Annotated in this window: 20 protein-coding genes; 8 read left to right on the top strand and 12 right to left on the bottom strand. The window is 67.5% G+C overall.

Features of this window, described 5'->3' with window-relative positions:
* Nucleotides 1–14 precede the first annotated feature (14 nt).
* Nucleotides 15–140 (bottom strand): hypothetical protein, encoded by a 126-nt coding sequence (locus ACP7EY_RS09390; RefSeq protein WP_426192749.1) that lies wholly within the window; start codon nucleotides 138–140, stop codon nucleotides 15–17.
* A gap of 124 nt (nucleotides 141–264) precedes the next feature.
* On the bottom strand, nucleotides 265–1,941 hold the full coding sequence (locus ACP7EY_RS09385; protein ID WP_426192747.1) for a DEAD/DEAH box helicase: 1,677 nt from the start codon (nucleotides 1,939–1,941) through the stop codon (nucleotides 265–267).
* 419 nt (nucleotides 1,942–2,360) lie between these two features.
* Between ACP7EY_RS09385 and ACP7EY_RS09380 the strand changes: the two genes are divergently transcribed.
* Nucleotides 2,361–5,528 carry a ligand-binding sensor domain-containing diguanylate cyclase gene (locus ACP7EY_RS09380; protein ID WP_426192745.1) on the top strand — a complete coding sequence of 1,056 codons (3,168 nt, stop codon included), beginning with the start codon at nucleotides 2,361–2,363 and terminating at the stop codon, nucleotides 5,526–5,528.
* Between the two features lie 5 nt (nucleotides 5,529–5,533).
* On the opposite strand, the gene ACP7EY_RS09375 is transcribed toward ACP7EY_RS09380, so the two are convergent.
* The 4 genes from ACP7EY_RS09375 to ACP7EY_RS09360 form a co-directional block, all read right to left on the bottom strand.
* Complete coding sequence (locus ACP7EY_RS09375) at nucleotides 5,534–6,340, bottom strand: anti-sigma factor family protein (RefSeq protein ID WP_426192743.1); 807 nt, start codon at nucleotides 6,338–6,340, stop codon at nucleotides 5,534–5,536.
* On the bottom strand, nucleotides 6,337–6,801 hold the full coding sequence (locus tag ACP7EY_RS09370) for an RNA polymerase sigma factor (protein ID WP_426192741.1): 465 nt from the start codon (nucleotides 6,799–6,801) through the stop codon (nucleotides 6,337–6,339). The genes ACP7EY_RS09375 and ACP7EY_RS09370 overlap by 4 nt, the downstream gene beginning before the upstream one ends.
* Before the next feature lie 201 nt (nucleotides 6,802–7,002).
* Entirely contained in the window at nucleotides 7,003–7,620 is a 618-nt protein-coding gene (locus tag ACP7EY_RS09365) for an LON peptidase substrate-binding domain-containing protein (protein WP_426192739.1), read from the bottom strand.
* A 50-nt stretch (nucleotides 7,621–7,670) separates the two neighbouring features.
* Nucleotides 7,671–8,108 (bottom strand): hypothetical protein, encoded by a 438-nt coding sequence (locus tag ACP7EY_RS09360; protein ID WP_426192737.1) that lies wholly within the window; start codon nucleotides 8,106–8,108, stop codon nucleotides 7,671–7,673.
* A 192-nt stretch (nucleotides 8,109–8,300) separates the two neighbouring features.
* On the opposite strand from ACP7EY_RS09360, the gene ACP7EY_RS09355 reads away from it, so the two are divergent.
* Nucleotides 8,301–8,975 carry a thiol:disulfide interchange protein DsbA/DsbL gene (locus ACP7EY_RS09355; RefSeq protein ID WP_426192735.1) on the top strand — a complete coding sequence of 225 codons (675 nt, stop codon included), beginning with the start codon at nucleotides 8,301–8,303 and terminating at the stop codon, nucleotides 8,973–8,975.
* A 39-nt stretch (nucleotides 8,976–9,014) separates the two neighbouring features.
* Here ACP7EY_RS09355 and ACP7EY_RS09350 read toward each other — a convergent pair whose 3' ends face one another.
* The gene (locus ACP7EY_RS09350; RefSeq protein WP_426192733.1) at nucleotides 9,015–9,929 is read right to left on the bottom strand and encodes a LysR substrate-binding domain-containing protein; all 915 of its coding nucleotides are present in this window, start codon (nucleotides 9,927–9,929) and stop codon (nucleotides 9,015–9,017) included.
* Between the two features lie 99 nt (nucleotides 9,930–10,028).
* On the opposite strand from ACP7EY_RS09350, the gene ACP7EY_RS09345 reads away from it, so the two are divergent.
* The gene (locus tag ACP7EY_RS09345) at nucleotides 10,029–10,916 is read left to right on the top strand and encodes a DMT family transporter (protein WP_426192731.1); all 888 of its coding nucleotides are present in this window, start codon (nucleotides 10,029–10,031) and stop codon (nucleotides 10,914–10,916) included.
* An 8-nt stretch (nucleotides 10,917–10,924) separates the two neighbouring features.
* On the opposite strand, the gene ACP7EY_RS09340 is transcribed toward ACP7EY_RS09345, so the two are convergent.
* Nucleotides 10,925–11,416: an Lrp/AsnC family transcriptional regulator gene (locus ACP7EY_RS09340; protein WP_426192729.1), complete on the bottom strand. Its 492-nt coding sequence runs from the start codon at nucleotides 11,414–11,416 to the stop codon at nucleotides 10,925–10,927.
* A 202-nt stretch (nucleotides 11,417–11,618) separates the two neighbouring features.
* Here ACP7EY_RS09340 and ACP7EY_RS09335 point away from each other — a divergent pair, with 202 nt between their 5' ends.
* Together ACP7EY_RS09335 and ACP7EY_RS09330 are read left to right on the top strand one after the other, a co-directional pair.
* Entirely contained in the window at nucleotides 11,619–14,420 is a 2,802-nt protein-coding gene (locus ACP7EY_RS09335; protein ID WP_426192727.1) for a TonB-dependent receptor, read from the top strand.
* Nucleotides 14,421–14,502: 82 nt separating this feature from the next.
* Entirely contained in the window at nucleotides 14,503–15,876 is a 1,374-nt protein-coding gene (locus tag ACP7EY_RS09330) for a M20/M25/M40 family metallo-hydrolase (protein WP_426192725.1), read from the top strand.
* Nucleotides 15,877–15,913: 37 nt separating this feature from the next.
* Here ACP7EY_RS09330 and ACP7EY_RS09325 read toward each other — a convergent pair whose 3' ends face one another.
* A complete protein-coding gene (locus tag ACP7EY_RS09325; RefSeq protein WP_426192723.1) occupies nucleotides 15,914–16,225 on the bottom strand; it encodes a hypothetical protein in 312 nt (103 codons plus the stop codon).
* A 163-nt stretch (nucleotides 16,226–16,388) separates the two neighbouring features.
* Nucleotides 16,389–17,522, bottom strand: a complete 1,134-nt coding sequence (locus ACP7EY_RS09320; protein WP_426192721.1) for a sensor histidine kinase — start codon at nucleotides 17,520–17,522, stop codon at nucleotides 16,389–16,391.
* Nucleotides 17,523–17,884: 362 nt separating this feature from the next.
* Between ACP7EY_RS09320 and ACP7EY_RS09315 the strand changes: the two genes are divergently transcribed.
* From ACP7EY_RS09315 to ACP7EY_RS09305, 3 genes are read left to right on the top strand one after another with little or no spacing between them, the layout of a single operon-like run.
* Complete coding sequence (locus ACP7EY_RS09315; RefSeq protein WP_426192718.1) at nucleotides 17,885–19,096, top strand: acetate/propionate family kinase; 1,212 nt, start codon at nucleotides 17,885–17,887, stop codon at nucleotides 19,094–19,096.
* A 20-nt stretch (nucleotides 19,097–19,116) separates the two neighbouring features.
* A complete protein-coding gene (locus ACP7EY_RS09310) occupies nucleotides 19,117–21,501 on the top strand; it encodes a phosphoketolase family protein (protein ID WP_426192716.1) in 2,385 nt (794 codons plus the stop codon).
* Nucleotides 21,498–22,805 carry an Nramp family divalent metal transporter gene (locus ACP7EY_RS09305; RefSeq protein ID WP_426192714.1) on the top strand — a complete coding sequence of 436 codons (1,308 nt, stop codon included), beginning with the start codon at nucleotides 21,498–21,500 and terminating at the stop codon, nucleotides 22,803–22,805. The genes ACP7EY_RS09310 and ACP7EY_RS09305 overlap by 4 nt, the downstream gene beginning before the upstream one ends.
* 246 nt (nucleotides 22,806–23,051) lie before the next feature.
* On the opposite strand, the gene ACP7EY_RS09300 is transcribed toward ACP7EY_RS09305, so the two are convergent.
* Both ACP7EY_RS09300 and ACP7EY_RS09295 read right to left on the bottom strand, forming a co-directional pair.
* Nucleotides 23,052–23,429 (bottom strand): response regulator, encoded by a 378-nt coding sequence (locus ACP7EY_RS09300; protein WP_426192711.1) that lies wholly within the window; start codon nucleotides 23,427–23,429, stop codon nucleotides 23,052–23,054.
* Between the two features lie 3 nt (nucleotides 23,430–23,432).
* Nucleotides 23,433–24,857: an RAD55 family ATPase gene (locus ACP7EY_RS09295; protein WP_426192709.1), complete on the bottom strand. Its 1,425-nt coding sequence runs from the start codon at nucleotides 24,855–24,857 to the stop codon at nucleotides 23,433–23,435.
* Between the last annotated feature and the right edge of the window lie 67 nt (nucleotides 24,858–24,924).

The following is a 24,924-nucleotide window of genomic DNA, read 5'->3' as shown; positions in this document are numbered from 1 at the left end:
AGTTTCTTTCGAGCTCAAGCGCCGAAGTGACCGAGCGCCGACATGAAACAGCAGACGGCCAGCCTCTGGTGGGTATTAAAGGCGCGCAGCCGGGAGAACAGGCGGGTGAAATTCGGACGGACCTGCTTGCCTTGTGCCATGCTGCTCTCCCATCACGTTGGTGGAGCAGGTTTGACCTCAGCAATTCAAATCGGTTCGGGGTCGACCCACAGCAAACGGTGAAAGCGCCATACAAAACGGCGCCTGCGGCGCCGTTGTTACAGGTCAGGACTTGGGCCCGCCGCCCAGCAGCACGGCCAGCTTCTGGCGGCCCGGCTTGATCGACGGGTTGATCACCGGCCTGGCGGCATCGGTGGGCGCTGGCGTGGCCGGCTCGTAGGGCTTCGAGAACCACGGATCGGCCTTGTCGCGGCGCGGCAGCGGGCCACCCGGCCGCGCGGGGCGCTCGGCACGCTCGCCGGGACGGGCGATCGCCTCGCCTTCGGGACGGCGCGGACGGGCTTCGGTGGCCCGTTCGACGGCCCGTTCCGGCCGGGGCGCGCGCTCGCTGCCCGGCTCGGCGCTGCGTTCGCGCCCGCGCGGGGCGGCGCGCTCGCCGTAGGCTGGCGCCGGCGCCGGGTTGAAGCCGACCAGCTCGCCACGGGTGATGGTTTGCTTGATCAGCTTTTCAATATCGACCAGCAAGCGCTCGTCCTTGTCCGAGTACACGGAGACGGCGTCGCCCGAGGCGCCCGCGCGGCCCGTGCGGCCGATGCGGTGGACGTAATCTTCCGCGTTGTAAGGCAGGTCGTAGTTGATCACGCACGGCAGGTCGGTGATGTCGAGGCCGCGGGCGGCGACGTCGGTGGCGACCAGCACTTCGATTTCACCGCGCTTGAACGCGTCGAGCGCGGCCATGCGTTCCTGCTGGGTCTTGTCGCCGTGGATGGCGGAGGCCTTGATGCCGGCCAGTTCCAGGTGGCGCGCCAGGCGGGAGGCGCCGATCTTGGTGTTGGAAAACACGATGACCTGTTTCAGCTGGCGCTGGCGAATGATGAATTCGACCACCTCGACCTTCTGCGCTTCGGCCACTTTATAGACGACCTGGGTCACCTTGTCGGCGGTGGCGTTGCTGCGCGCGACTTCAATGGTGACGGGGTCGTTGAGGAAGCTGGCCGCCAGCTTCTTGATTTCCGGCGAAAACGTGGCCGAGAACATCAGGTTCTGGCGCTGCTTGGGCAGCATGTTGATGATGCGTTGCAAGTCCGGCAGGAAACCCATGTCGAGCATGCGGTCCGCTTCGTCCATCACCAGCATCTGCACCTGGCCCAGGCTGACGTTTTTCTGCTCGACGTGATCGAGCAGGCGGCCCGGCGTGGCGATGACGATCTCGACGCCGCCGCGCAGAATCACGGTCTGCGGCTTCATGTCCATGCCGCCGAACACCACCGTCGAGCGCAGCGGCGTGTGCTTGGCATAGGCCTTGACGTTTTCCGCCACCTGCACCGCCAGTTCGCGGGTGGGGGTGAGGATCAGCGCGCGCACGGGGTGGCGGGCGGGCGACATGCTGGGGCTGGCGTGGGCCAGCAGCAACTGGATGATGGGCAAGGAGAACCCGGCCGTCTTGCCGGTGCCCGTTTGCGCCGCACCCATCACGTCGCGCCCTTGCAGGACAATGGGAATGGCCTGGGCCTGGATCGGCGTGGGCACGGTGTAACCCTGGTCGCTCAGGGCGCGCTGGATGCGGGCGTCCAGGCCGAACTGATCGAACCGGACCGGGTCGCCGGCACGCTCAGCGTCAGCGGCAAGTTCGGCGGCAGGGGCTGCAGCAAATTCCGCAGCAGGGGTTGCGGCAAGTTCAGCGCGCACTTCGGCCGGGGCCGGCGTGGCGGCGGCTGCCGTGGCGCCGGGGTCCGGCAGAATAGTCGATTCGGGGGCGTGGCTTGCGTCGTTGTCGGGCATCAGGTCGGTCGGCGCGGCAGGCGCCTGCTTTCATCTATCAATATTCGATCGGGGTGGTGGACTGGCGCACGGGTGCGGCAAAAGCGGGCAGGCGGCGTTCACGCTGTGCAGCGGCAGCCACCGGTTGTAACGTCGCGTAACGCTGAGGCCGCGCAACCGGGCGCGCTGGCGACAGCCGGAACAGCGCCTTTTTACAGACCCATCACGATACCCTAATTTGCCCATACTGTATATGGGAGCGCGCCCGTGCACTGGCCGGCGCAGTGCCCGAACGCGGTTTTTTTCAGCGTAGTCGGTATGCAACATGGCTGGCGCGGCAATGCCGATTCGATTGACACGAAACATGGCGGGGCGCACAGTACCGTTGTTACGGTTGCAACGTCGCTACCACGGTTGCCGCCTGCCTTGCCTGGATACCGATGCCTCCCCTGCTCTTTCCACACCTGACGTCCGTGCTGCGCCTGATCGCCGCTGTCTGCCTGTTTGCCATGGCGGCGCTGGCGATGGCGACACCCACCTCCGACCTGCGCTTCAAGCGCCTGGGCTCGCTCGACGCGGACGATCTGTCGATCCTGTCGATGCTGCAAGACCGCCAGGGCTTTGTCTGGATCGGCACCCACAGCGGCGGCCTGTACCGGTATAACGGCTACCAGGCCGTCAAGTACACCCATGACACCCGCGGCCCCGGCAGCTTGCCCAACGACCGCGTCTCGGCCCTGTTCGAAGACCACCTGGGGCGGATCTGGGCCGGCACCCAGGACGGCCTGGCCCGCTTCGATCCCGCCAGCGGCACCTTCACCGCGCTGGCCCTGCCGCCCGGACCGTCGAACCAGCGCATCGTCAAGGCCATCGTCGGCGATGGCGCCAGCGGCATGTGGGTGGCCACCTGGGGCGGCCTGCAACACGTCGACAGCGCCAGCGGCGCGGTGCGCCGCTACCTGCATGACAAGAACGACCCGGACAGCCTGGGCGCCAACGACATCAATGCGCTGGCCCGCGATGCCGACGGCGGCCTGTGGGTGGCCACCTGGCCGGGCGGGCTCGATTACCTGGCCAAGGGCGCGACCGGCTTCCGCCACTACCGCATCGACACGGCGCAGGCGCCCGACGACAAGCTCAACATCGTGCGCGCGCTCCATGTCGGCGCCGACGGCACCTTGTGGATCGGCACGGAAGCGGGCGTGGTGACCTGGAACAGCCGCAGCCCGTGGAGCACGCGCACGCGCATCGCCTCGCCGCGGGTGCGCATCAACGCCCTGCACGCCGACGCCGCCGGCGCGATGTGGGCCGGTACCCTGGCGGCCGGATTGTGGCGCTGGGACCCGGGCGCTGCCGTCCCGGTCCACTACGCGCACCGCGCCAACGACCCGCACAGCCTGCAGTCGGACCACATCCGCGCCGTCATGACGGACCGCAGCGGCATGCTGTGGGTGGCCTCGTTCACCGACGGCATCAGCCTGGTCAACCTGAACAGCCATGGCTTCCAGCGTTTTATTCCATTCGACGCCGCGCTCGACAACACGCTGCCGAACAATTCCGTGCAAAACATGGAGACGGCGCCGGGCGGCCGACTATGGCTGGGCAGCAATACGGGCTTTTCCCTGTTCGACCCCGCCAACGGCGCCGTCATCAAGACCTGGCGCGCCGAGCCGGGACGTCCGGGCGGCTTGTCGAGCGACGTGATCTACAGCCTGCACCAGCAGGACCAGGGCCCCCTGTGGATCGGCACTGCGTCCGGCCTGAACCGCCTCGACCAGCCCGGCGGCGCCTTTCAAACTGTGCGTTTTGGCAAGTACGCCAAGGGCGCCAGCACGGCGATGGATTTTATTAACACCATCGCCCCGGGCGCCGGTGGCATGTTGTGGCTGGGCACCGGTCAACACCTGGTGCGCTACCACCCGGCCAGCGGCGCCGTCACCGTCTATCCCACCGATGCCGACAACCCGGCCGCGCGCAGCGTCACCGGCACCACCTGCATCGTCGAAGACCGGCGCGGACGCGTGTGGATGGGCTCGGACTGGAGCGGCGGCGGCCTCGACATGCTCGACCCCGCCACCGGCACGTTCCGCCATTTCCGCAGCGACCATGACACGCCGGGCAAGCCGGCCACGCTGGCCGACGACAACGTCGCCACCGTCTACCAGGACCCGCGCGGGCGCATCTGGGCCGGCACCGCCAAGGGACTGAGCGAAGTGATCACGGGCGCCGACGGCGCCATCAGCTTTCGCAACTTCGGCGGCGCCGACAGCGTGGGCGCCGTCAAGATCCTGGCCATCCGCAGCGACCAGGCGGGCATGCTGTGGCTGAGCACGGCAAGCGGCCTGGTGCGGATGGACCCCGTCAGCGGCAAGGTCACCCGCTTCAGCACCGCCGACGGCCTCACCGAAGGCTTCGCCGCCAACTCGGCCACGGCAGGCGCCGACGGCGTGCTGTACTTTGGCGGCGTCAAGGGCATGACGGGCGTGCACGCGCAGCAGGTGCGGCGCATGTCGGTGGCGCCCCAGGTGGCCCTGACCGATGTGAGCGTGTTCAACCGTTCACTGGCCACCGGCGCCGCCGCCGCCGGCGCCGGCATCAAGCTGGCCGGCACGGTGACGGCGCCCACCGCGATCACCTTGTCGGTGCAGGAATCGGTGTTCGCGCTGGAGTTTTCGTCGCTGCATTACACCGATCCGGCGCGCAACACCTATGCGCACCGCCTGATCGGCTTCGACCGCGACTGGGTCATCACCGACGCCAACCACCGCACCGCCACCTACACCAACCTCGACCCCGGCAGCTACCGCTTCGAAGTCAAGGCGGCCAACGAGCAAGGCATCTGGAGCGCGCAAGCGGCCACCGTGACGATCCGGATCTTGCCGCCGTGGTGGCAGACCTGGTGGGCGCGCCTGCTGGGCGCCGTGCTGGCCACGGGCCTGCTGGTGATGCTGTACCGGGCCCGCGTGCGCAGCCTGACGCGGCGCCAGAAAGACCTGCAGGCACTGGTGGCGGCGCGCACGGGCGAACTGGAAGAGAGCAACGCCAAGCTGGCCACGCTGTCCTCCACCGACGGCCTGACCGGCATCACCAACCGGCGCGGCTTTGATGCCGCCCTCGACACTGAATGGCGGCGCGCCCGCCGCAACGGCAGCACGCTGGCGCTGGCGATGCTCGACGTCGACCACTTTAAAAGTTACAACGATTGCTATGGCCACCAGGCAGGCGACCATTGCCTGCGCATGGTGGCGGACGTCATCGAATCGTTCGGCCGCCGTCCCGGCGACCTGGTGGCGCGCTATGGCGGTGAAGAATTTACCGTGCTGGCGCCGGCCACCGACGCCGCCGAGGCGCTGGCAATCGCCAACGCCATCTGCGTCGAACTGGCGCGCCTGGCCCTGCCCCACGCGGCCTCGCCGTACGCGGTGGTGACGGTGAGTATCGGCGTGGCCGCCCTGAACCCGGGCGAACTGGGCGAGGCGACCGAATCGGCCCTGCTGGTGGGCCTGGCCGACCAGGCCCTGTACCGCGCCAAGCAAGCCGGGCGCAACCGCGCGGCACTGGCCACGCCGATGGCGCCAGGCAAACGCACGCTGGCCTCCAAGGCCTGACCGCGCTAGCGCGACCAGTTGCGCGCCGCCGCCGCTTTTTCGGCGCGCGCGTCGAGCGCAGGGCCGACGGCGCGGGCGTCGATGGCCGCCTGCACGGGCGCCGGCAGCGCCTTGCCCGGCGCCCGGTAGCCACCGCCAGCGTCCTGCCCTTCGACGTAGACGGGCACATTCCAGCCGGCGCCGGCGCGGCAGGCCAGGCCGGCCGCCACGCCCAGTTCGAAGGCGCGGCAATACTGGCCGTCGCGACCGACGAAGCTGACGCCAATGCGCAAGCTGCCACCCGGCACAGGCGCGCCCGTCAGCTGGCCGTCGAGGGCCGCTTCGAGCGTGCCGTGGGCACGCAGCAGACCATTGCCGTTGACAACGGCAAACCGGGTCTCGCCGTGATACGCACCGACGGCCACGATACCGCCGACCAGGCCGGCCAGCAGCGCGGCCGCCAGCGCCGCCCATGCCCGCCCCCGGCGCCACCCGGGCGCCAGCGCGGCGCCCGGGTGGCGCGCCATCCCCAGGTTGCGCGCACTGCGCACGCTGTCGAGTTGGACCACCTTCGGCCGCGGCGGCGGCGCCCGCCCGCCGCTGTCGTGGCGCGCATTGCCGCCCGCGGCAACGACGGCGCACAGGCGCGCTGGCAGCGGCGCCTCGAGGACATGGGCATAGGCGCGCTGCACCTGCTGGCGCAACACCTGGTGCTGGCGCACCCGCGCCGCCACCCCGGGATCGGCCTGCATCGCCTGTTCGACCTGCTTGCGCACGCTATCGTCGAGTTCGCCGTCGGCGTAGGCCATCAGGGTGTCGTCGCCTGGCCTCATGGAACGGTCCTGGCGTGGTCGGACAGGTGCGCGGCCAGCGCGGCGCGGGCCAGCGCCAGTTCAGTCGTCAGCGCAGCCGGCGCGAGCCCGGCGATGGCCGCGGCCTGCCGGTATCCCATGCCATCGACCAGCACCAGCGCCACCAGCAGTTGCTGCTGGCCAGGCAGCGCGGCGAGCGCCTGCTCGATGGCGGCGGTGGCGCCGGCGGCGTGCGCACGGTTGTCGGCCACCGCCACGGTGGTCGCGGCGCCCTGCGCGCGCCAGCGCTGGGCGACGGCGCCGAACAGCCAGCGCTCGAGCGCGGCGCCGGCGCAGCGCTCGTGGGGGCTGGCGAGCGCCCGTTCCAGCGCCGTGATGAGCAGGGCGTCGGCATGCTCGGGCGCGGGCACGAGGGCGCGCACGAAGCGGCGCAGGCGCGGCAGCAAAGTGGCAAGCTCGGCGTGAAAGGCGGTTGGCGTCATCGGTGCGTGGCGGATCAGTCAGCAACGGAAACAGGCGATCAGGGTACGGCCGTCCTCGGTGACGCCGGGCGAACCAGAGCAACAGGCGCTGCGCGAACGGTATGCACATCCAGTTTATCACCGCGCCGCGCCGCGTGGCCGGCCGCCGTGGCTTTCGCGCGCGGCAATTGTTGGCGGCCCACGGCGGCGCCCGGGCGCGCCTCAGGAGGTGATCAGGCCGTGCTCGTCGAGCATGTCGTGCAGCAGTTCGAGGCGGATCACGGGATTGTCGAGCATGAGCAAATTGTGCTTTTGCGCCACCGGCAGCGGCAACAGTTCGCACCAGCGATTGGCCACCCAGCCGCAGTCGTCGAGGCGAAATGGCGGGCGCACGGGCCAGCGCTCTTCCGGGACCTCGTCGAGCGACGAGAGCACGCGGTCGAGGGCGTCGGCGGCGCCGCGCAGTTCGGCCGGGATGCGCACGGCCTGGTCGTCGGCCAGCAGTTCGACGTCGGCCATCCACAGCCCGCTGCGCAAGCGCTGCGCGCGCAGCACCCGAAAGCGCGCGCCACCGCGGCACACCACCTGCAGGAGACCGGGCGACGGTGCCGCATGGCTGTCGATGCTGGCCAGGGTGCCGGTGTCGGCGAACCGCTCGGTTTGCTCGGGCGCGCGCACTTCGGCGCCGGCCGTGAGCAGCACCACGCCGAAGGCGCCGCCGTCGGCGATGCACTTGCCGATCATGTCGAGGTAGCGCACTTCAAAAATTTGCAAGGGCAACACGCCATCGGGCGACAACACGGCGCCGAGCGGAAACAGGGGAATCGAAATGGTCGTCATGGCCCCATGATGCCAGAATGGCGCGCTGCCGGCGCACGATCGGCGCGCGCTCAGCGAGACGGCGGCGGCAGCGTCGGCCAGTAGCGCAGCGCGTGGCTGAACGCGGCCAGGCGCCACTTGACACGCTCCCAGCCAGGCGCCGGCAGGTCCACCACCGTCACCGTCAGGGTGCGCCCGGCCCAGGCGCTGGCGGCGACCGGATACACGCCCGCCTGTTCGAACGGCAGGCGAAACTGCTGGCCGGGCGCCACCAGCACGGGACCGAACTGCAGGGCGGCGCGGTCGGCATTGCGCAGCAACAGCACATCCTGCAAGCCCAGCGTCAGCGTGATGGCGGCCGGCAGGGTCGCGGCGGCGCCGGCGCGGATCTCGAGATCGTACTCGCGGCGCGCAGCCTGCAGCGGCGCCAGCGCCATCCACAGCAACAGCAGCGCGGCGCCCGCCCACAGGGCGCGCGCCAGGCGCCGGCCGGGCGGCGCGCTAGCCACGCCGTGACACGGGGGCGAGCCGCCGCCGACAAAAGGGAAAATTGAACAAAGCGGGACACATTCCGACGACATCGATGGGCGTGCATTCTATCGCAGCGACCGCCGTGGCCCCGGCGAATTAGCCATGTGGAAACCGTTATAATTGTCTGCAGCACATCATTACGCGCCTATCAACCCGACCCGATCGATCCCATGCCCACTCGCCGTCTCGTCCTGGCCGCCCTCGGCTTGTTGCCCACCCTGTCGCTGGGCGCGCCCGCTGCGCCGATCAACGGCGCCGAATATCTGACCCTGCCAGCGCGCCTGGCCACCCGGGCGGCGCCGGCGCAAATCGAGGTGATCGAATTTTTCATGTACCACTGCCCGTACTGCTACCAGCTCGAGCCCCAGTTGGCCGACTGGGTCAAGCGCCAGGGCAAGGCAATTGCATTTCGCCGCGTGCATATTCCCTACACGGGGGCGGCCGATCCCGAGGCGCACCTGTTCCTCACCGTCGAAGCGATGGGCAAGGGCGAGCAGATGTTCAGCAAGATCGAGCACGCCGTGCACGTCGAGCGCGTGCGCCTGAACCAGGACGGCCCGATCCTGGAATGGGCCGTCAACAATGGCCTCGACCGTGCCCAGTTTCTCGAGGCGTGGCAGTCGTTCGGCGTCACCACCGCCCTGCGCCGCCTGCCGCGCACGGTGGCGGACTACGGCATCACCAGCGCGCCGCAACTGGTGGTCGATGGTCGCTACGTGACCTCGCCCGGCCAGGCGGTCAGCCGCGCCGTCGAGAAACATGCGCAGGCGGCCAACCAGGCGGTCATCGCGGTGCTCGATGTGCTGGTGGCGAAGGCGCAGGCGGAGCAGGCCAGACAACCGTAAGCGCCCGTGCCAGCGCCCACGGGCGCCGCTTCAGGCGTGTCAGCGCGGCGCGCCGTCGGCAAAACTGGCCACCAGGAAATCGATCAGCACCCGCACCTTCGGCGCCATCAGCTTGCCGGGCGCGAAAATGGCGTAGACGCTGTCGCCGAAGCTGCCTTCGACAACGTAATCGGCCAGCGCCACTTGCAGGCGGCCGGCCGCGAGATCGGCCTGCACGGCGTACAGCGGCAGCAAACCCACGCCGGCGCCCTCGAGCACCGCCGCGCGCACCGATTCGCTGCTGTTGACGCGCAGGCGCCCCTGCACCGGCAGCGCCGTCGTCACGCCGGCGCGCGTGAAGCGCCACAGGGACGGCGCCGCCGGGTCGCCCAGGACGCAGGCGTGGTGCGCCAGGTCGGCCGGCGTGACCAGCGGCGCCCCCGCCGCCAGGTAGGCCGGCGTGGCGCACAGCGCGTAGTCGATCGCGGCCAGCCGGCGCGCCGCCAGGCCGTCGACGGGATGGCTGGTCAGCCGCACCGCCAGGTCGAAGCCTTCCTCGACCAGGTCGATGTAGCGGTCGGCCAGCACCAGCGAGATGCCGATGTCCGGGTATTGCCGCAGAAAGCCCGTCAGCAGGCGCGTCAGGTGCAGGTTGCCGAAGGCGCTCGAGGTGGTCACCCGCAAGTGGCCGCGCGGGCGCTCCTGCAAGCCGTCGACGGCATCGACCAGCGCCACCGCCTGCTCGGCAATGCGGCAGCCGTGCTGGTACACGATGGCGCCCGTCTCGGTCAGGGCGAGGTGGCGGGTGCTGCGGCTGAGCAGGCGCGTACCCAGCACCTGCTCGAGCCGCGCTACCTGCTTGCTGACGGTCGACTTGGTCGACGCCAGCGCCAGCGCGGCGGCCGAAAAACTCTTCAGATCGACCACCTTGACGAAGGCCAGCAGTTCTTCCAGGCTATGACGCAAACGGTCCATTGTTTCTCTTTTCGATACAGTATTGTTCCCGAGGAACGGATTGTAATGCAAGATTGCCCTAATTATGCTGGAGGTCTTTCCATCATTGTCAGGATCGCCATGAAAACCGCCACCACCGCCCCCGCCAGCGCCCTGCCGGCGCTATCGTTACCGCTGCTGTTCATCCTGATGTGGAGTTCCGGCTACATCGTCGGCAAGCTGGCGCTGCCCGATGTGGGCCCATTCACCCTGACCTTCATCCGCTTTGCCAGCGCCGCCACGATCTTGCTCGTGGTGGCCCTGATCAGCCGGGCGCCGTGGCCGGCCAGCCGCGCCCAGGTGGGCCACTTGATGGTGGCCGGCCTGCTGATGCAGGCGCTGCAGTTCGGTGGCCTGTACATGGGATTGCAAAAAGGCGTGCCGGCCGGCATCGCGGCCCTGATCGTGGGCACCATGCCGGTGCTGACGGCGCTGGGCGCGCAGCGCTTCCTCGGCGAAAAGGTCGGCCCCGTCGAGTGGCTGGGGCTGGTCGGCGGCCTGGTCGGCGTCACGCTGGTGGTAGGGGAGCAGCTGGCGGGCGTGGCGGACCTGGGCGCCTACCTGTACGTGGTGCTGGCGCTGCTGGGCATTGCCGGCGGCACCGTGTATCAGAAGAAGTTTTGCAGCACGATGGACCTGCGCACGGGCGGCTGCATCCAGCTCGCCACGGCGGCCCTCGTCATGGTGCTGTTGGCCGATCAGTTCGAATCGCTGCAGGTACGCTGGACCCCGACCCTGCTGTTTGCCACCGGCTGGCTGTCGCTGGTGAACTCGATCGGCGCCATCAGCATCCTGTTCGTGCTGGTGCGCAAGGGCGAAGCGAGCAAGGTGGCCGGGCTGTTCCACCTGGTGCCGGCGGTGACGGCGCTGCTGGGCGCGGTGTTGCTGGGCGAGCATTTCAGCGTTGTCAACGGCATCGGTTTCGCCATCACCGCCGCCGCCGTCTACGCCTGCACGCACCGCCCCTGAGCGGCGCCTCAGGCAAATTCAAGGGGCGGCAAGGGCGGATTGGTGGGCGCCTTGACCTCCTTGAGCACAAACGAGGTGTACACCTCTTTAATACCGGGCAGGCCGTTGATGTATTTTTCGGCGAACAGACCGTAGGCCTCCAGGTCCTCGGACACCACCATCAGCAGGTGATCGTAGCGGCCCGAAATGCGGTGGCAGGACAGCACCTGGGGAATCGCCGCCACCGCTGCCTCAAATTCGTGGACCAGCTGGGTGTGGCTTTTTTCCAGCGAAACGCTGATAAACGCCGTCACGTGGTAGCCCAGCTTCTTCGGGTCCAACCTGGCCTCGTAGGCGCAGATGACCCCATCGCTTTCCAGGCGCTTGACGCGCCGCCAGCAGGGCGACGCCGTCAGCGCCACCCGCTCGGCCAGGTCGGCGCTGGACAACCTGGCGTCGGCTTGCAGCGCCTGCAAAATCTTGCGATCGATCCGGTCCAATGTCACGCGCGATACAGTCATTGCGTCATTTCCCTATAAACGATATGAACATTGCAGATTGCACTGTTGTATGGGCATAAATATAGCAAGTTATTGCCCCATGCAAATTATATAATTTATTGATAGTTAATCAATGCAACCAGGGAATTGGGGCAACTTGCACAATTTCACCCGCACCGGTATTCGCCCGTATCCCCCACAGTCGCCACCAGGAGTTCATGCCATGCAAGCAAGCCGCCTTATCACGCCACGCCGAAAGCGCTCTGTCATCCTCGTCGCCGCCACCCTGGCGCCCGTGCTGCTGGGCGTGTTGCCCGCCACGGGCGCGTGGGCTGCCGGCCAGGACAAGGCGCCGGCGATCGAGCGGGTGATCGTCACCGGCTCGTCGATCAAGCGCATCGACGGCGAGACCGCCTTGCCGGTGCAGATCCTCAAGCGCGAAGACATCGAGCGGATCGGCGCCTCGTCGACAGAGGAACTGGTCAAGCAACTGAGCTCGCTCAGCAGCAACGGCAGCGCCACCACCGCCGCCAACGCCTCCGGTTTCGGCGGCGGCAATATCGCCACCGTGTCGCTGCGGGGACTGGGCAGCGCCCGCACACTGGTGCTGGTCAATGGCCGCCGCGTTTCCGTGTACGGCGGCGGTTCGGCCGGCGCGGCCGGCTCGTCGGTCGACGTCAACAGCATTCCCCTGTCGGCCATCGAGCGGGTCGAGGTGCTCAAGGACGGCGCGTCGGCCGTGTACGGCAGCGACGCCATCGCCGGCGTGGTCAATTTTATTTTGCGCAAGGATTTCCAGGGCATCGACACCAGCGCCACCTACGGCCAGCCCGCCCGCGGCGGCCACGGCAAGGACAAGAAAGCCACCCTGTTCGCTGGCTGGGGCAATTTGGCCGCCGACGGCTACAACCTGACGCTGGGCTTGAACATCCAGGAAACGGACGCCATTTTCGGCGCCGACCGCCCTTACGCAAACCGCCTGAACGTGGCGGAAAGCAACGATCTGACCTCGTCGATCACCTTCCCCGCCAATGTGCTGATCGGCTCGGCCTTGCGCACGCCCTCGCTGGGCAATTGCGGCCCCATCTCGCCGGTGACGCCGTTCAATCCGACCCGCTGCAGCTTCGACAACACCCAATACGGTTCGATCCAGCCCTACTCGCTCAAGCAAAGCGTGATGAGCAATGGCCGCAAGACGCTCTCACCCAACGCCGAAGCGTATTTCGAGGCAGCCTACACCAAGAACCGGGTCGATTCGACCACCCAGCCGGTGCCGCTGGCTTACAACGCCATCACCACCGCCAGCAATCCCTACGTGCCGGCGTTCAAGGCGCTGACGGCGCCGTACGGCAACCTGGGCAATGGCGGCTTCATCCTGCTGCCCAGCAGCCCCTACTACCCGAGCGCGTTTGCCGCCGCCAACGGCGTCGCCGGCAAGCCCTTGCTGCTGAACTACCGCGATGTCGTCAATGGCGCCCGCAGCACCCGCGACGAATCGGAAGCGTCGCGCCTGCTACTGGGCGTGCGCGGCAGCTGGGCCGGCTGGGATCTCGACAGTGCCGCCCTGTACAGCGAATCGAAAGTGAAAGAACTGCTGCTGGCCGGCTATGCGCAATATTCAAAAGCGCTGCCGATCTTTAACAGCGGCCTGATCAACCCCTTCGGCGAGACGGCCGACCAGACCGTGCTGGCCGCCGCCCGCGCCGCCGAATTTCGCGGCACCAGCTATGCGTCGAAGACCTCGATGGCCTCGATCGATGTGAAAGGTTCGCGCGAGCTGTTCAGCATGGCCAACGGCGCCGCGGCGCTGGCCCTGGGCGCCGAGCTGCGCCGCGAGAAATTCGCCTACGACCCGTCGGTGGCGATCCAGACGGGCGACATCGCCGGCCTGGGCGGCAATGCCTTCCCCGTGGTTGGCCAGCGCAACGTCACCTCGGCCTACGCGGAAATGAACCTGCCCCTGTTCCACAAGTTTGATGTCGACGGCGCCGTCCGCTACGACAATTACCAGGGGGTGGGCAGCACCGTCAATCCGAAGGCGTCGATCCGCTGGCAACCGAGCAACACCGTGCTGATCCGCTCGTCCGTCGGCACGGGCTTTCGCGCCCCCTCGCTGACCGACCTGTACACGCCGCAAGCGACCAGCGTCACCTCGAACGGCACGCGCGACCCCATCCGCTGCCCCAACATCGCCACCGGCGCCGCCACCGATTGCAGTTTCCAGTTCACCACCCTGACGGGCGGCAACCCCAACCTGCAACCCGAAAAATCGCTGTCCTACACGGCCGGCATCCTGCTTGAACCCATCAAGGAGCTCTCGATCAGCCTGGACGCCTTTCGCGTCAACCTCAAAAACGCCATCGTCGTCGGCGGCCTGTCCTCGGCCTACTTCCTCGCCAACGCCGAGCGCGCCACCCAGTATGCCGCCTTCATCCAGCGCGGCGTGGCCGATGGCAACGCCAGCGGGGCCGGTCCCATCACCGGCATCCTGCAAACCAACGCCAACCTGTTCAAGACCCAGCTGGCGGGGGTCGACGTGGACGCCAAGTACGGCTGGCGGCTGGCCTCGGGCAATCGCCTGTCGGCGCGCATGAGTGGCACCTACCTGGCCAAGTACGACGTCCAGGGCCCCAGCGGCGCCTACACCAGTTCGCTCGACACGGCCCTCAACGCCGGTGGCGGCGTGGTGCTGCGCTGGAAACACAATGCCAGCGTGGCCTACCAGATGGGGCCCTTGTCTGCCTCGCTGTCGCAGAATTACCAGAAAGGCTATGTCGACTCGCTGGGCAGCCGTGTGGCCGCCGGCAGCACGCCGCGCAAGGTGGCGCCGTACCAGACCTTTGACACCCAGCTGACCTACGCCGGCATCCGCGCGACGAAGCTGACGGTCGGCGTGAAAAACCTGACGGACCGCGATCCGCCGTACACCAACCTGGCGTCGAACTTTCTCGGCGGTTACGATGTCAGCTACGGCGATCCGCGCGGGCGCTTTGTGTATGCGACGGCGGCCTACAGCTTCCGCTGACCACCCACCACCCTCGCCGCGCAGGGGCCGCCACGGCGCCCCTGCGCCAGCGTGGCCTCCCCCCGTTTTCAAAGGAATTTTCATGGCCCATCCCCTCACCCACGGCATCCTCATGGCGGCCCTGCTCACCAGCGGCGCCCTGGCCGGCGCCGCGCCGGCCGTTAGCGGCCCCGACACCACCGTGCGCCGCGCCGACATCGGCGCCATCGTCGCCGCCATCTCGCCCGGCCGCATCGAAGGCTACGTCAACAAGCTGGTCGGCTTCGGCACCCGCCATACCCTGTCGGAGACGGACTCGGACACGCGCGGCATCGGCGCGGCGCGGCGCTGGATCAAGAGCGAACTGGAACGCTGCGGCGCCGGCAAGCTGGCGGTCGTCTTCGACGGCCACCTGCACCCGGTCGACCGGCGCATTGCCCGCCCGGTCGAGATCGTCAACGTCGTCGCCACCCTGCCCGGCACCCAGGCCGCCTCGCGCGAGCGCCTGTACGTCGTCAGCGGCCACTACGATTCGCGCAACAGCGACGACGCCGACGCCGTCGGCGATGCCCCCGGCGCCAACGACGATGCCTCCGGCACGGCGGCGGTGATGGAACTGGCCTGCGTGATGTCGCAATACAAGTTTGACGCCACCCTGATATTCATGGCGGTGGCCGCCGAGGAACAGGGTTTGTATGGCGCCGCCGATTTCGCCGAGAAGGCCAGGCAAAAGAAATTGAACATTGCCGGCATGTTCACCAACGACATCATCGGCAGTTCGATGAGCGACGATGGCAAGCGCGACAACACGCAAGTGCGCCTGTTTGCCGAGGGCATTCCCGCCACCCGCGACATGCCCGAGCACTTGCGCACGCTGATCCAGACCGGGGGCGAGAACGATTCGACGCCGCGCCAGCTGGCCCGGCTGGTCAAGGAAGTGGGCGAGCGCTACGTGCCCGATTTCAAGGTCACCGTGATCAATCGCCGCGACCGCTATCTGCGGGGCGGCGACCATGCGCCCTTCCTCGACCGTGGCTTTGCCGCCCTGCGCTTTACGGAACCGGCCGAAGACTTCAATCACCAGCACCAGAACGTGCGCAAGGAGGGTGATGTGCAGATCGGCGACCTGGCGCAGTTCGTCGATCCCGCCTACGTGGCCCAGGTGGCGCGGGTCAACGCGGCCGCACTGGCCGCGCTGGCGCTGGCGCCGGCGGCGCCGCAGGCGGTCAAAATCCTCACCGCCCGCCTGAGCAATCAAACCGACCTGAGCTGGACGGCCAATGCCGAGCCGGACCTGGCCGGCTACCGGGTGGTGTGGCGCGACACCACGGCGGCCACTTGGCAGCACAGCCAGTATGTGGCCAAGGTGACGGCGGTGAGCATGCCGATCTCGAAAGACAATGTGTTGTTTGGCGTGCAGGCGATCGATGTCGAGGGCAATGTCAGCCCGGCCAGCTATCCCGTACCGGGCCGCTGAGGGACGTGTTGCGGGCGCGGGCGGGCCCGCGCCCCGGTCAGTGCCGCCGCAAGCGCGCGAACAGGGCCTCGACGTCCAGGTGCGCCGCGGCCGCCTGGCGCGGGTCCAGTTCGGGCGCATCGAAGCGGCTGTCGGCCCGGTCCACGCCCACCAGCAGGGCGTCCTGGGTGGGCACGTAGCCGAAGCGGTCGAGTTCACCGAACACCGCCTGGGTGATCTCGATCAGTTCGACCGGCATGTCGTCGCGCTGCGCGTTCTTGGCGGCAAGGAAATCGTTGATTGGTTGTAGCAATTCGCGGTAGTGCCGTACTTCCAGCCTGGTGGCAATGCGAAACGTTCTTTCGTCCATGGTCACTCCCGTGCAGGGACCGGCCGCCAGGCGCCCCGTGGACCTGGCCGGCACGGCAAATCGGTGCCGCCATCTGCTCCTCGTACGACCGGTGCAGGCGCTATTAGTGCTGTCACAATGTTTGAGCGGGCGCAAACGCCCAACGTGTTCGGTCGTGCCCCCGTCAGGCCAGCACGGCGCGCCGGGGCAAGCTGATGGAAAACACGCAGCCTTCGCCCGCGATACTTCTCACCGACAAGGTGCCGCCATTGGCATTGACGGTCTGCTTGGCGATCGTCAGGCCCAGGCCGATGCCGTCGCGGTTGCGGTCCATCTGGGTAAATGGCAAAAACATGCGTTCGGCGGCGCCGGCCCGCAAGCCGCCGCAATGGTCCTGCACGTCGATCAGGATGTACTCGCCCGAGGCATACGCGCTCAGCCGCACTTCCGTGCCCGTGCGGGTAAATTTGAAGGCGTTCTGCAGCAAATTGGCCACCGCGGCGATGAGCAGGTCGCGCGCGCCCGTCAAGGCCAGCTCGCCATCGACGGGCAGGGTACGCAAGGTGCAGCCGTACTGCCGGGCCGACATGGCGGCGGCCTCGTAAATCTCGCCGATGAAGCCGGCCAGCGAAAACGCCCCCAGCAGATCGGCCGAGGGCACCAGCGGGCGCACATCGTCGAGCGACTCGGTGATCAGCCGGTCGAGCCCTTGCAGGCTGCGCTCGAGGATGGAACCGGTGGCGCCGGCCAGGCTCAACTGGCCGGCCTTGGCCGCGGCAAACGCCAGCGACGCCGTGCCCAGCAGATTGCGCAACTCGTGCGCCAGAAAGCCGACGCGGCGGTTCGATTCGAGCACATTGGCTTCGGCGGCGATGACGTCGCGCTGATAGCTAAATTCCGTCACGGCGTCGGAAATGGCATTGTCGAGACAACGGTTGAGGGTGCGGAATTCATCGACCTCGAACGGCGCCTCGCGCTCGACGGCCAGGTCGGTGATGGCCTGGCACAGGTCGCCGTAATCGTGCACCACCTGGTCGACGCTCAAACCGAGCGCCAGCAGATCCTTGCCATGCTGGGCCGCCGAGGCGCCCACCGCCGACAGCGCCGTCGCGCCATCGGCCGGCCCGGAAATGAGCCGGCTGGCCATGGGGTCGGGCGAAAGCTCGATCTTCAAGGTCTGGATCAATTGCTCAAGGAACAGGGGAATGCCGTCCTGCAACTGTTGTTCGGTGGCCGAGCGTCCCGGCCGGGTGCCCACCTTGACGCGGCAGCGGCGGGCCAGCTCGTCACGGTTATTGGACAGGAAATCGTGCATCATAAAAACCTTCGAACACATGGTGTTTGTGCTCCGTCGCAGATGTGCCAAGCAATCTTGACGACAGTAACCAATGCTAACATTTGTTCCACACCGTTTTTTAATACTCTTAGTCACTATTTACTACTTCCAATTAGTAGTGGTCCGCTGGCGCGGCGCACGCAAATGAACACTTGCCAGCGCATCGATACAGGCGCACGATGAAGGCCGGGGGATGATCCGGCAATAGTTGCGCCCGTTGTCCAGGCACCAGCTGCCCGTCCGTGCCGGCACCAGTTGCCTTGCAAGGGGCCGCGCGCCACCCCGTCACCCCGCTCCCACACCGCCGCAGGCCAGACGGTGCCACTCATGCACCAGGAGCTACCATGTCTACACCGCCGCTTACTGTGCTGGCCATCAACGCCGGCTCGTCCAGCATCAAATTTGCCCTCTATGATTTTCCTGCCCTGACCCTGCTCACGCACGGCGAAGTGAGCGGCATCGGCGGCCCGGCCAGCTGTTTTACCGTCGAAGCGGGGCGCGACGCCCCCGTCAAGCGCAGCTTTCCCATCCCCGAGCGCGTCACCGCCGTCCAGGTGCTGGTCGACTGGCTGGCCGAACAGGTCGATGCCGCGCAACTGCACTGCATCGCCCACCGCATCGTCCATGGCGGCGCCCGGCTGCGCGCGACCCAGGAAGTGAGCGAGGCCGTGCTCAGCGCCCTGTACGCGAACCGGCGCGACGATCCCGAACACCTGCCGCAGGAACTGCACCTGCTTGAAACGCTGCGCCGCCACTTCCCGCAGGCGCGCCACGTGGTGTGCTTCGACAGCACCTTTCACGCCACCATGCCGGGTGTGGCCAGCATGCTGGCCGTGCCGCGCCGCTATCACGACGCCGGCATCGACCGGCTCGGTTTTCACGGCCTGTCGTGCGAATACCTGATGCACCAGCTGCGCCTGCTGGAGGCGCCCGCGCTGGCCGCCGGCAAGGTTGTCCTGGCCCACCTGGGCGGCGGCGCCAGCGTCACCGCCGTCGAACACGGGCACAGCTGCGACACCAGCATGGGCCTGACGCCGTCGGGCGGGATTGCCATGTCGACCCGCTCGGGCGACATCGATCCCGGCTTCGCCTGGCATTGCATGCACCACGAACAAATGAGCGCGCAAGCCTTGCAGCACATGCTCACCCACGAATCGGGCCTGCGCGGCATCTCCGGCAGCACCGGCGACATGGCGCAGCTGCTGGCCCGCGAGGAGCGCGACAGCCAGGCCGCCGAGGCGGTGGCGCTGTTTTGCTACCAGGCCCGCAAGGCCGTATGCGCGATGGCGGGCGCACTGGGCGGCATCGATGTGCTGGTGTTTGCCGGCGGCATCGGCGAGCACGCGGCCAGCGTGCGCGCGCGCATCTGTTCGCACCTGGCGCACCTGGGCGTGCTGCTCGACGGCCCCCGCAACGACGCCCACGCGGCGCTCATCTCGGCGCCCGGCAGCCGCGTGCTGGTGCGGATCATCCGCACCGACGAGCAATGGATGCTGGCGGAAAATGCCCGCGTCCTGCTGGGCGCGCCCGCCAGCGCAGCCGAGCCGTCCCAATGACGACGGCACACGAGAGCGCCATGCACGACCCCGACCACCGCGCCACCACGCTGCGCGCCCTCCACTGCTACTGGCAGGCGGCCAATTTCCTGTCGGTGGGGCAGATCTATTTGCTCGACAATGCCCTGCTGCGCGAGCCCCTGCTACTCGAACATGTCAAGCCGCGCCTGCTCGGTCACTGGGGCACCACGCCGGGCCTGAATTTTATTTACGCCCACCTGAACCGGCTCATTGTCGAGCGCGACCTGTCGGTGCTGTTCGTCACCGGCCCCGGCCACGGCGGCCCCGGCCTGGTGGCCAACGCCTACCTGGAAGGGACGTATGCGGAAGTCTATCCGGCCGTCAGCGAAGACCTGGCCGGCATGCAGCGCCTGTTCAAGCAGTTTTCTTTCCCGGGCGGCATTCCCAGCCACGTCGCCGCCGACACCCCCGGCTCGCTGCACGAGGGCGGCGAACTGGGCTACAGCCTCTCGCATGCCTTCGGCGCCGCCTTCGATCACCCGGACTTGCTGGTGGCCTGCGTGGTGGGCGACGGCGAAGCGGAAACGGGGCCGCTGGCCACCAGTTGGCACTCCAACAAATTTCTCAACGCCGCCCGCGACGGCGCCGTGCTGCCCATCCTGCACCTGAACGGCTACAAGATTGCCGGCCCCACCGTGCTGGCGCGCATCCCCCGCGACGAACTGGCCGCGCTGATGACGGGCTATGGCTATGAGCCCTTCTTTGTCGAAGGCGACGACCCTGAGCTGATGCACGCCCTGATGGCCGACACGCTCGACCTGGTGGCCGCGCGCATCGCCCACATCCAGCACGACGCGCGCGTGCTGGGACAAACGGCGCGGCCGCGCTGGCCGATGATCATCCTGCGCTCGCCCAAGGGGTGGACCGGTCCCGTCACGGTCGACGGCAAGCCCAGCACGGGCACCTTCCGCGCGCACCAGGTGCCCATTGCCGACATGCACACGCCGGGCCACCTGGAACTGCTCGAACAGTGGCTGCGCAGCTACGCCCCGGAGCTGCTATTCGACCAGCACGGCCGCCTGCGCGACGTCTTGCGGGCGCTGCCGCCCACGGGCGCGCGGCGCATGAGCGCCAACCCGGTGGCCAACGGCGGCGCCCTCTTGCGTCCCCTGCGGCTGCCGGCGCTGCGCGCGCACGCGCTGGCGCTGGCCGCGCCCGGCACGGCCGTGGCCGAATCGACCCGCGTGCAGGGCGAATACCTGCGCGAAGTGATGCGCAATAACCTGCACAATTTCCGCATCTTCAGCCCCGACGAGACGGCATCGAACCGCTGGGGCGCCCTGTTCGACGTCACCGACCGCTGCTCGAGCGCGCAGATCATCGACGGCGACGAGCACGTGGCGGCGGACGGGCGGGTGATGGAAATGCTCAGCGAACACCAGTGCGAAGGCTGGCTGGAAGGCTATCTGCTCAGCGGCCGCCATGGCATGCTGTCGTCCTACGAAGCGTTCATCCACATCGTCGATTCGATGGTCAACCAGCACGCCAAGTGGCTCAAGGCGGCCAACGCCCTGCCCTGGCGGCGGCCGATCGCCTCGCTCAATTTTCTGCTCTCGTCCCACGTCTGGCGCCAGGACCACAACGGCGCCAGCCACCAGGACCCCGGCTTTCTCGACCATGTCGTCAACAAGCGCGCCGAAATCGCCCGCGTCTACCTGCCGCCCGATGCCAACACCTTGCTGGCCGTCACCGAGCACTGCCTGCAAAGTCGCAATTACATCAACGTGATCGTCGCCGGCAAGCATCCCGAACCCCAGTGGCTCGACATCGACGCCGCCATCGCCCATTGCCGCGCCGGCCTGGGCGTGTGGCAGTGGGCCAGCACCGAGGTCGATGGCAACGCCGACGTCGTCATCGCCTGCGCCGGCGACGTGCCGACCCTGGAAGCGCTGGCCGCCGTGCACCTGCTGCGCGCCCAGTTCCCCGACCTGGCGATCCGCTTCGTCAACGTGATCGACCTGATGACCTTGCAGCCGGAACAGGTCCATCCGCACGGCAAGAGCGATGCCGCCTTCGACGCCCTGTTTACCACCGACAAGCCAGTCATTTTCGCCTTCCACGGCTACCCCACGCTGATCCACCGCCTCACCTACAAGCGCAATAACCACGACAATCTGCACGTGCATGGCTTCCAGGAAAACGGCACCACCACCACGCCGTTCGACATGGTGGTGCTCAATGAGCTCGACCGCTACCACCTGATGCTGGCGGTCGTCGAGCGGGTGCCGCAACTGGCCCCGCAACGCGCACGCGCACGCCAGTACGTGGCCCAGCGCATGCTGGCGCACCGGGCGCAGATTTGCGAGCACGGCATCGACTTGCCTGACATCCTGTCATGGTCATGGCGCGACGCCGTCGGCCTGCCCCTGTGGCAGGACGGATGAAGGGGCCGGCCGGCGCCATCGACCCTGGCGCGCCGCCGCTCACGCGCAGGGGCCACGGCTGGCTGCGCAAGCTGGGCCCGGGCCTGATCACGGGCGCCGCCGACGACGACCCCAGCGGCATCGCCACCTACTCGCAGGCGGGCGCCCAGTTCGGCTTCGGCATGTTGTGGACGCTGGTGCTGACCTATCCGCTGATGGTCGGCATCCAGCTCGTGAGCGCGCGCATCGGTCGGGTCACCGGTCACGGCCTGGCCACCAATATCCGCCGGCACTATCCGGCCTGGCTGCTGTACGGCGTGATCGGCTTGCTGCTGCTGGCCAACATCATCAACATTGCCGCCGACCTGGCCGCGATGGGCGAAGCGGTGGCGCTGGTGGCGGGCGGACCGGCGCACCTGTACGCGGTCGGTTTCGCCCTCCTGTCGGCGCTGTTGCAGGTACTCATTCCCTACACGCGCTACGTGCAGGTGCTCAAGTGGCTGACCATGGCCCTGCTGGCCTATGTGGCCACCGTGTTCGTCGTGCAGATTCCGTGGGGCGAGGTGCTGCGCGAGAGCATCGTCCTGCCGTCCTTGCCCTGGTCGCCCGCCTTCATCACCACCATGGTGGCCGTGTTCGGCACCACCATCAGCCCCTATTTGTTCTTCTGGCAAGCCTCGCAGGAAGTCGAGGAAATGCGCAGCAACCCGTCCGCCCGCCCCTTGCGCGACGCGCCCGACGAAGCGCGCGCCGGCCTGGCCCGGATCAAGCTCGACACCTGGGTCGGCATGGGCTTTTCCAACCTGGTCGCGCTTTGCATCATGCTCACCACCGCCCTGACCCTGCACCTGCACGGCATCGACGACATCGACTCCTCGGCCCAGGCCGCGCTGGCCCTGCGCCCCATCGCCGGCGAGTTCGCCTTCCTGCTCTTTAGCATGGGCATCATCGGCACGGGCCTGCTGGCCATCCCCGTGCTGGCCGGCTCGGCCGCGTATGCGATGGCGGGCGCCTTCAAGTGGCCCAACAGCCTGCAGGCGCGGCCATCCACCGCCGGCCGCTTCTATATCGTCATCATCATCGCCACGCTGGGCGGCATGGCGCTCATCTTCGCGCCCATCGATCCGGTGCGGGCGCTGTACTGGAGCGCGGTGGTCAACGGCGTCATTTCCGTGCCCATCATGGGCGTGATGATGCTGCTGGCCAGCCGCCGCGACGTCATGGGCGAACTGGCCATCAGCCCCCGGCTCAGGGTGCTGGGCTGGCTGGGCACGGCGGTGATGGCGATGGCGGTGCTGGCGATGGGCGTCACCCAACTGGCGTAAGGTGCAAAATAGTGGCGACCAAGGCCTGAACAGGTCGAAAAAATAGCGCAGCCGTGGGATACTTGGCCTATTCAAACCCCAGGAGCACAGCATGGCCAAGGCACAGGACAGCAAGAAGGAAACCAAGAAGGAACCGGCAAAGACCACCAAGGAAAAAAAGGCCGCCAAAAAAGAGAAGCAGGAGCAGCGCGCGCGCCAATAACGGGGGACAGCAAGCGCCCGCGGCAGCGCTGACGGCGCGCGCTGTCAGCGCGCCGCGCGCGCGGCGAGCAGGCGGCCGATCTCGTCGATCAGGCGGGACATGGCCACCGGTTTCAACAGAAATACATCGTAGGTTGGACTGCTCAGGTCGTGGAAGTACGGCGCCCCGCTGGTGAGAATGAGCGGAATGCCGCAGGTATCGGGGCGCGCCTTGAGCCGGCGGCTGAACTCGATACCATCGACCAGTGGCATCATGCAGTCCGACACGATCACGTCGGGCAAGCGTGTGCCCAGTTTGGCCAGGGCGTCGGTGGCGCTATTGGCGGTGATCACCTCAAAGCCGTGGTACTCGAGATAAATCCCGTAGGTCTCCGTGATGTCCATCTCGTCGTCGACGAGCATGATGAGGGTTTTTTGTTTCACCGGTCACCCCGCCGCGCCGCCGGCGCCATCGGTGATGGCGATCGGTTCGCCGACAACGATGCCGCCGTCGCTGATGGTAAACAAGCGGTTGGCGCTGTCGTAAGCGTTTTCGCGCAATTTCATCACGGCGATGCGGCGGTGATTGAGGGCACCGACCGACAGGTATTCGAGCAGCATGACGTTGTCGTACAGCGCTGACGACAGCGGCGTCACCTCGGGCGCGCCCCGCTTGAAGTAGCTCAGCTGCTGGGTGATATACCCGGTCACGCCGCGCAGGCGAAATTCGTTCGTCAGGGCCACCAGGTAGCCGCGCGAGCGCTCGGGGTGCATGATCAGCTTGTCGAGCCCCTCGGCGCCATCGATCAGCAGCCGGGTGACCTTGCGCGCCTCGATGTCCTTGAGCATGCGCGAGGCGATGTCGTCGATCAGGATTTCCAGCGGCAACTGCCACATGATCGCCAGGCGGCCGCTGGCGACGTGCTGCTCGAAGTCGAGCCCGACCCGGCGCGCCTTGTGCACGACCATGGCGGGCGACTCGTGGAAGCCGACGATCAGGCAATCTTCGCCCTGGGCCAGGCCCTCGGCAATAAAATGCAAGCCCATGGTGGTCTTGCCCGCGCCCGGGCTACCCAGCAGGCAGGTGATCGAGCCGCTGTTGATGCCGCCGCCGATCCGCTGGTCCCAGCTGGGAATGCCGACGCTGAGCAGCGACTGCTGCATGGGCGGCGCCTGCTTGCCCGAACACAGCGCCTCGAAGCGGGGATACACCACCAGGCCGTCCGCGGCGATCTCGAATACGTGTTTTCCCAGCAAGTGCTTGGCGCCGCGCACCTTGAATACCTGCAACTCGCGGATCATCGCCATGCCCTGGCGATACAGGCCCAGTTCGATCACGCCGTCGACCAGGGTATTTTCCGAATCGGTGACGTTGCCTTCCACGGGCGAGAGCAGGAAGGTGGTGCACTGCATCGACGAGACGATCGAATTGAGCGAATGCATGAACTCCGCCAGCGCGATGTCGCTGGCGCTCGAATTGCGGATCGAGCGGAAGCCGTCGATGATCAACAGATGGGGCTGTTCCTGCGCCATGGTCGACACGAGCAGACCGAGCAATGCGCGCAGGCCCCCTTCCATCAGCGCCGCGTAGGCGGAAAAGAACACGATGTTCTTGCCGATCACGTCTTCATCGAAGAAGCTGAAGCTGCTGAAGTGGCTGAGCATTTTCACGTGGGCTTCGCCCAGCAGTGTAAACACCACCACCTTGCGGCCGGCGCGCGCATGTTGAAATCCGATTTGCCCCGCCAGCGTGGTCTTGCCGCTGCCGGCCAGGCCCTGCACCAGGTACAGGCCGCCGGCTGGCAGGCCGCCGCCCAGCACCGTGTCGAGCCCGGCGACGGTGGTCGCCATCTTGGGCAGCGTGCGTGCCATGTGAAGCTGTTGTGTTACCGCTGTCATCTTTTCCCTGTTCATCCCGGCATCCCAACTGATGCATACC

The sequence above is a fragment of the Massilia sp. DWR3-1-1 genome (genome assembly GCF_049898325.1).
Classification (GTDB): Bacteria; Pseudomonadota; Gammaproteobacteria; order Burkholderiales; family Burkholderiaceae_D; genus JAFCUW01.
Note: the sequence above shows the minus strand (reverse complement) of the source record. Positions and strands in the feature narration are given on the sequence as shown.

Coding starts and splice junctions, on each gene's coding strand:
- ACP7EY_RS09320 (WP_426192721.1), bottom strand. CDS start 17,522: ATGATGCACGATTTCCTGTCCAATAACCGTGACGAGCTGGCCCGCCGC.
- ACP7EY_RS09380 (WP_426192745.1), top strand. CDS start 2,361: ATGCCTCCCCTGCTCTTTCCACACCTGACGTCCGTGCTGCGCCTGATC.
- ACP7EY_RS09330 (WP_426192725.1), top strand. CDS start 14,503: ATGGCCCATCCCCTCACCCACGGCATCCTCATGGCGGCCCTGCTCACC.
- ACP7EY_RS09370 (WP_426192741.1), bottom strand. CDS start 6,801: ATGACGCCAACCGCCTTTCACGCCGAGCTTGCCACTTTGCTGCCGCGC.
- ACP7EY_RS09325 (WP_426192723.1), bottom strand. CDS start 16,225: ATGGACGAAAGAACGTTTCGCATTGCCACCAGGCTGGAAGTACGGCAC.
- ACP7EY_RS09310 (WP_426192716.1), top strand. CDS start 19,117: ATGCACGACCCCGACCACCGCGCCACCACGCTGCGCGCCCTCCACTGC.
- ACP7EY_RS09340 (WP_426192729.1), bottom strand. CDS start 11,416: ATGACTGTATCGCGCGTGACATTGGACCGGATCGATCGCAAGATTTTG.
- ACP7EY_RS09335 (WP_426192727.1), top strand. CDS start 11,619: ATGCAAGCAAGCCGCCTTATCACGCCACGCCGAAAGCGCTCTGTCATC.
- ACP7EY_RS09355 (WP_426192735.1), top strand. CDS start 8,301: ATGCCCACTCGCCGTCTCGTCCTGGCCGCCCTCGGCTTGTTGCCCACC.
- ACP7EY_RS09375 (WP_426192743.1), bottom strand. CDS start 6,340: ATGAGGCCAGGCGACGACACCCTGATGGCCTACGCCGACGGCGAACTC.
- ACP7EY_RS09345 (WP_426192731.1), top strand. CDS start 10,029: ATGAAAACCGCCACCACCGCCCCCGCCAGCGCCCTGCCGGCGCTATCG.
- ACP7EY_RS09315 (WP_426192718.1), top strand. CDS start 17,885: ATGTCTACACCGCCGCTTACTGTGCTGGCCATCAACGCCGGCTCGTCC.
- ACP7EY_RS09350 (WP_426192733.1), bottom strand. CDS start 9,929: ATGGACCGTTTGCGTCATAGCCTGGAAGAACTGCTGGCCTTCGTCAAG.
- ACP7EY_RS09295 (WP_426192709.1), bottom strand. CDS start 24,857: ATGGCACGCACGCTGCCCAAGATGGCGACCACCGTCGCCGGGCTCGAC.
- ACP7EY_RS09365 (WP_426192739.1), bottom strand. CDS start 7,620: ATGACGACCATTTCGATTCCCCTGTTTCCGCTCGGCGCCGTGTTGTCG.
- ACP7EY_RS09305 (WP_426192714.1), top strand. CDS start 21,498: ATGAAGGGGCCGGCCGGCGCCATCGACCCTGGCGCGCCGCCGCTCACG.
- ACP7EY_RS09390 (WP_426192749.1), bottom strand. CDS start 140: ATGGCACAAGGCAAGCAGGTCCGTCCGAATTTCACCCGCCTGTTCTCC.
- ACP7EY_RS09385 (WP_426192747.1), bottom strand. CDS start 1,941: ATGCCCGACAACGACGCAAGCCACGCCCCCGAATCGACTATTCTGCCG.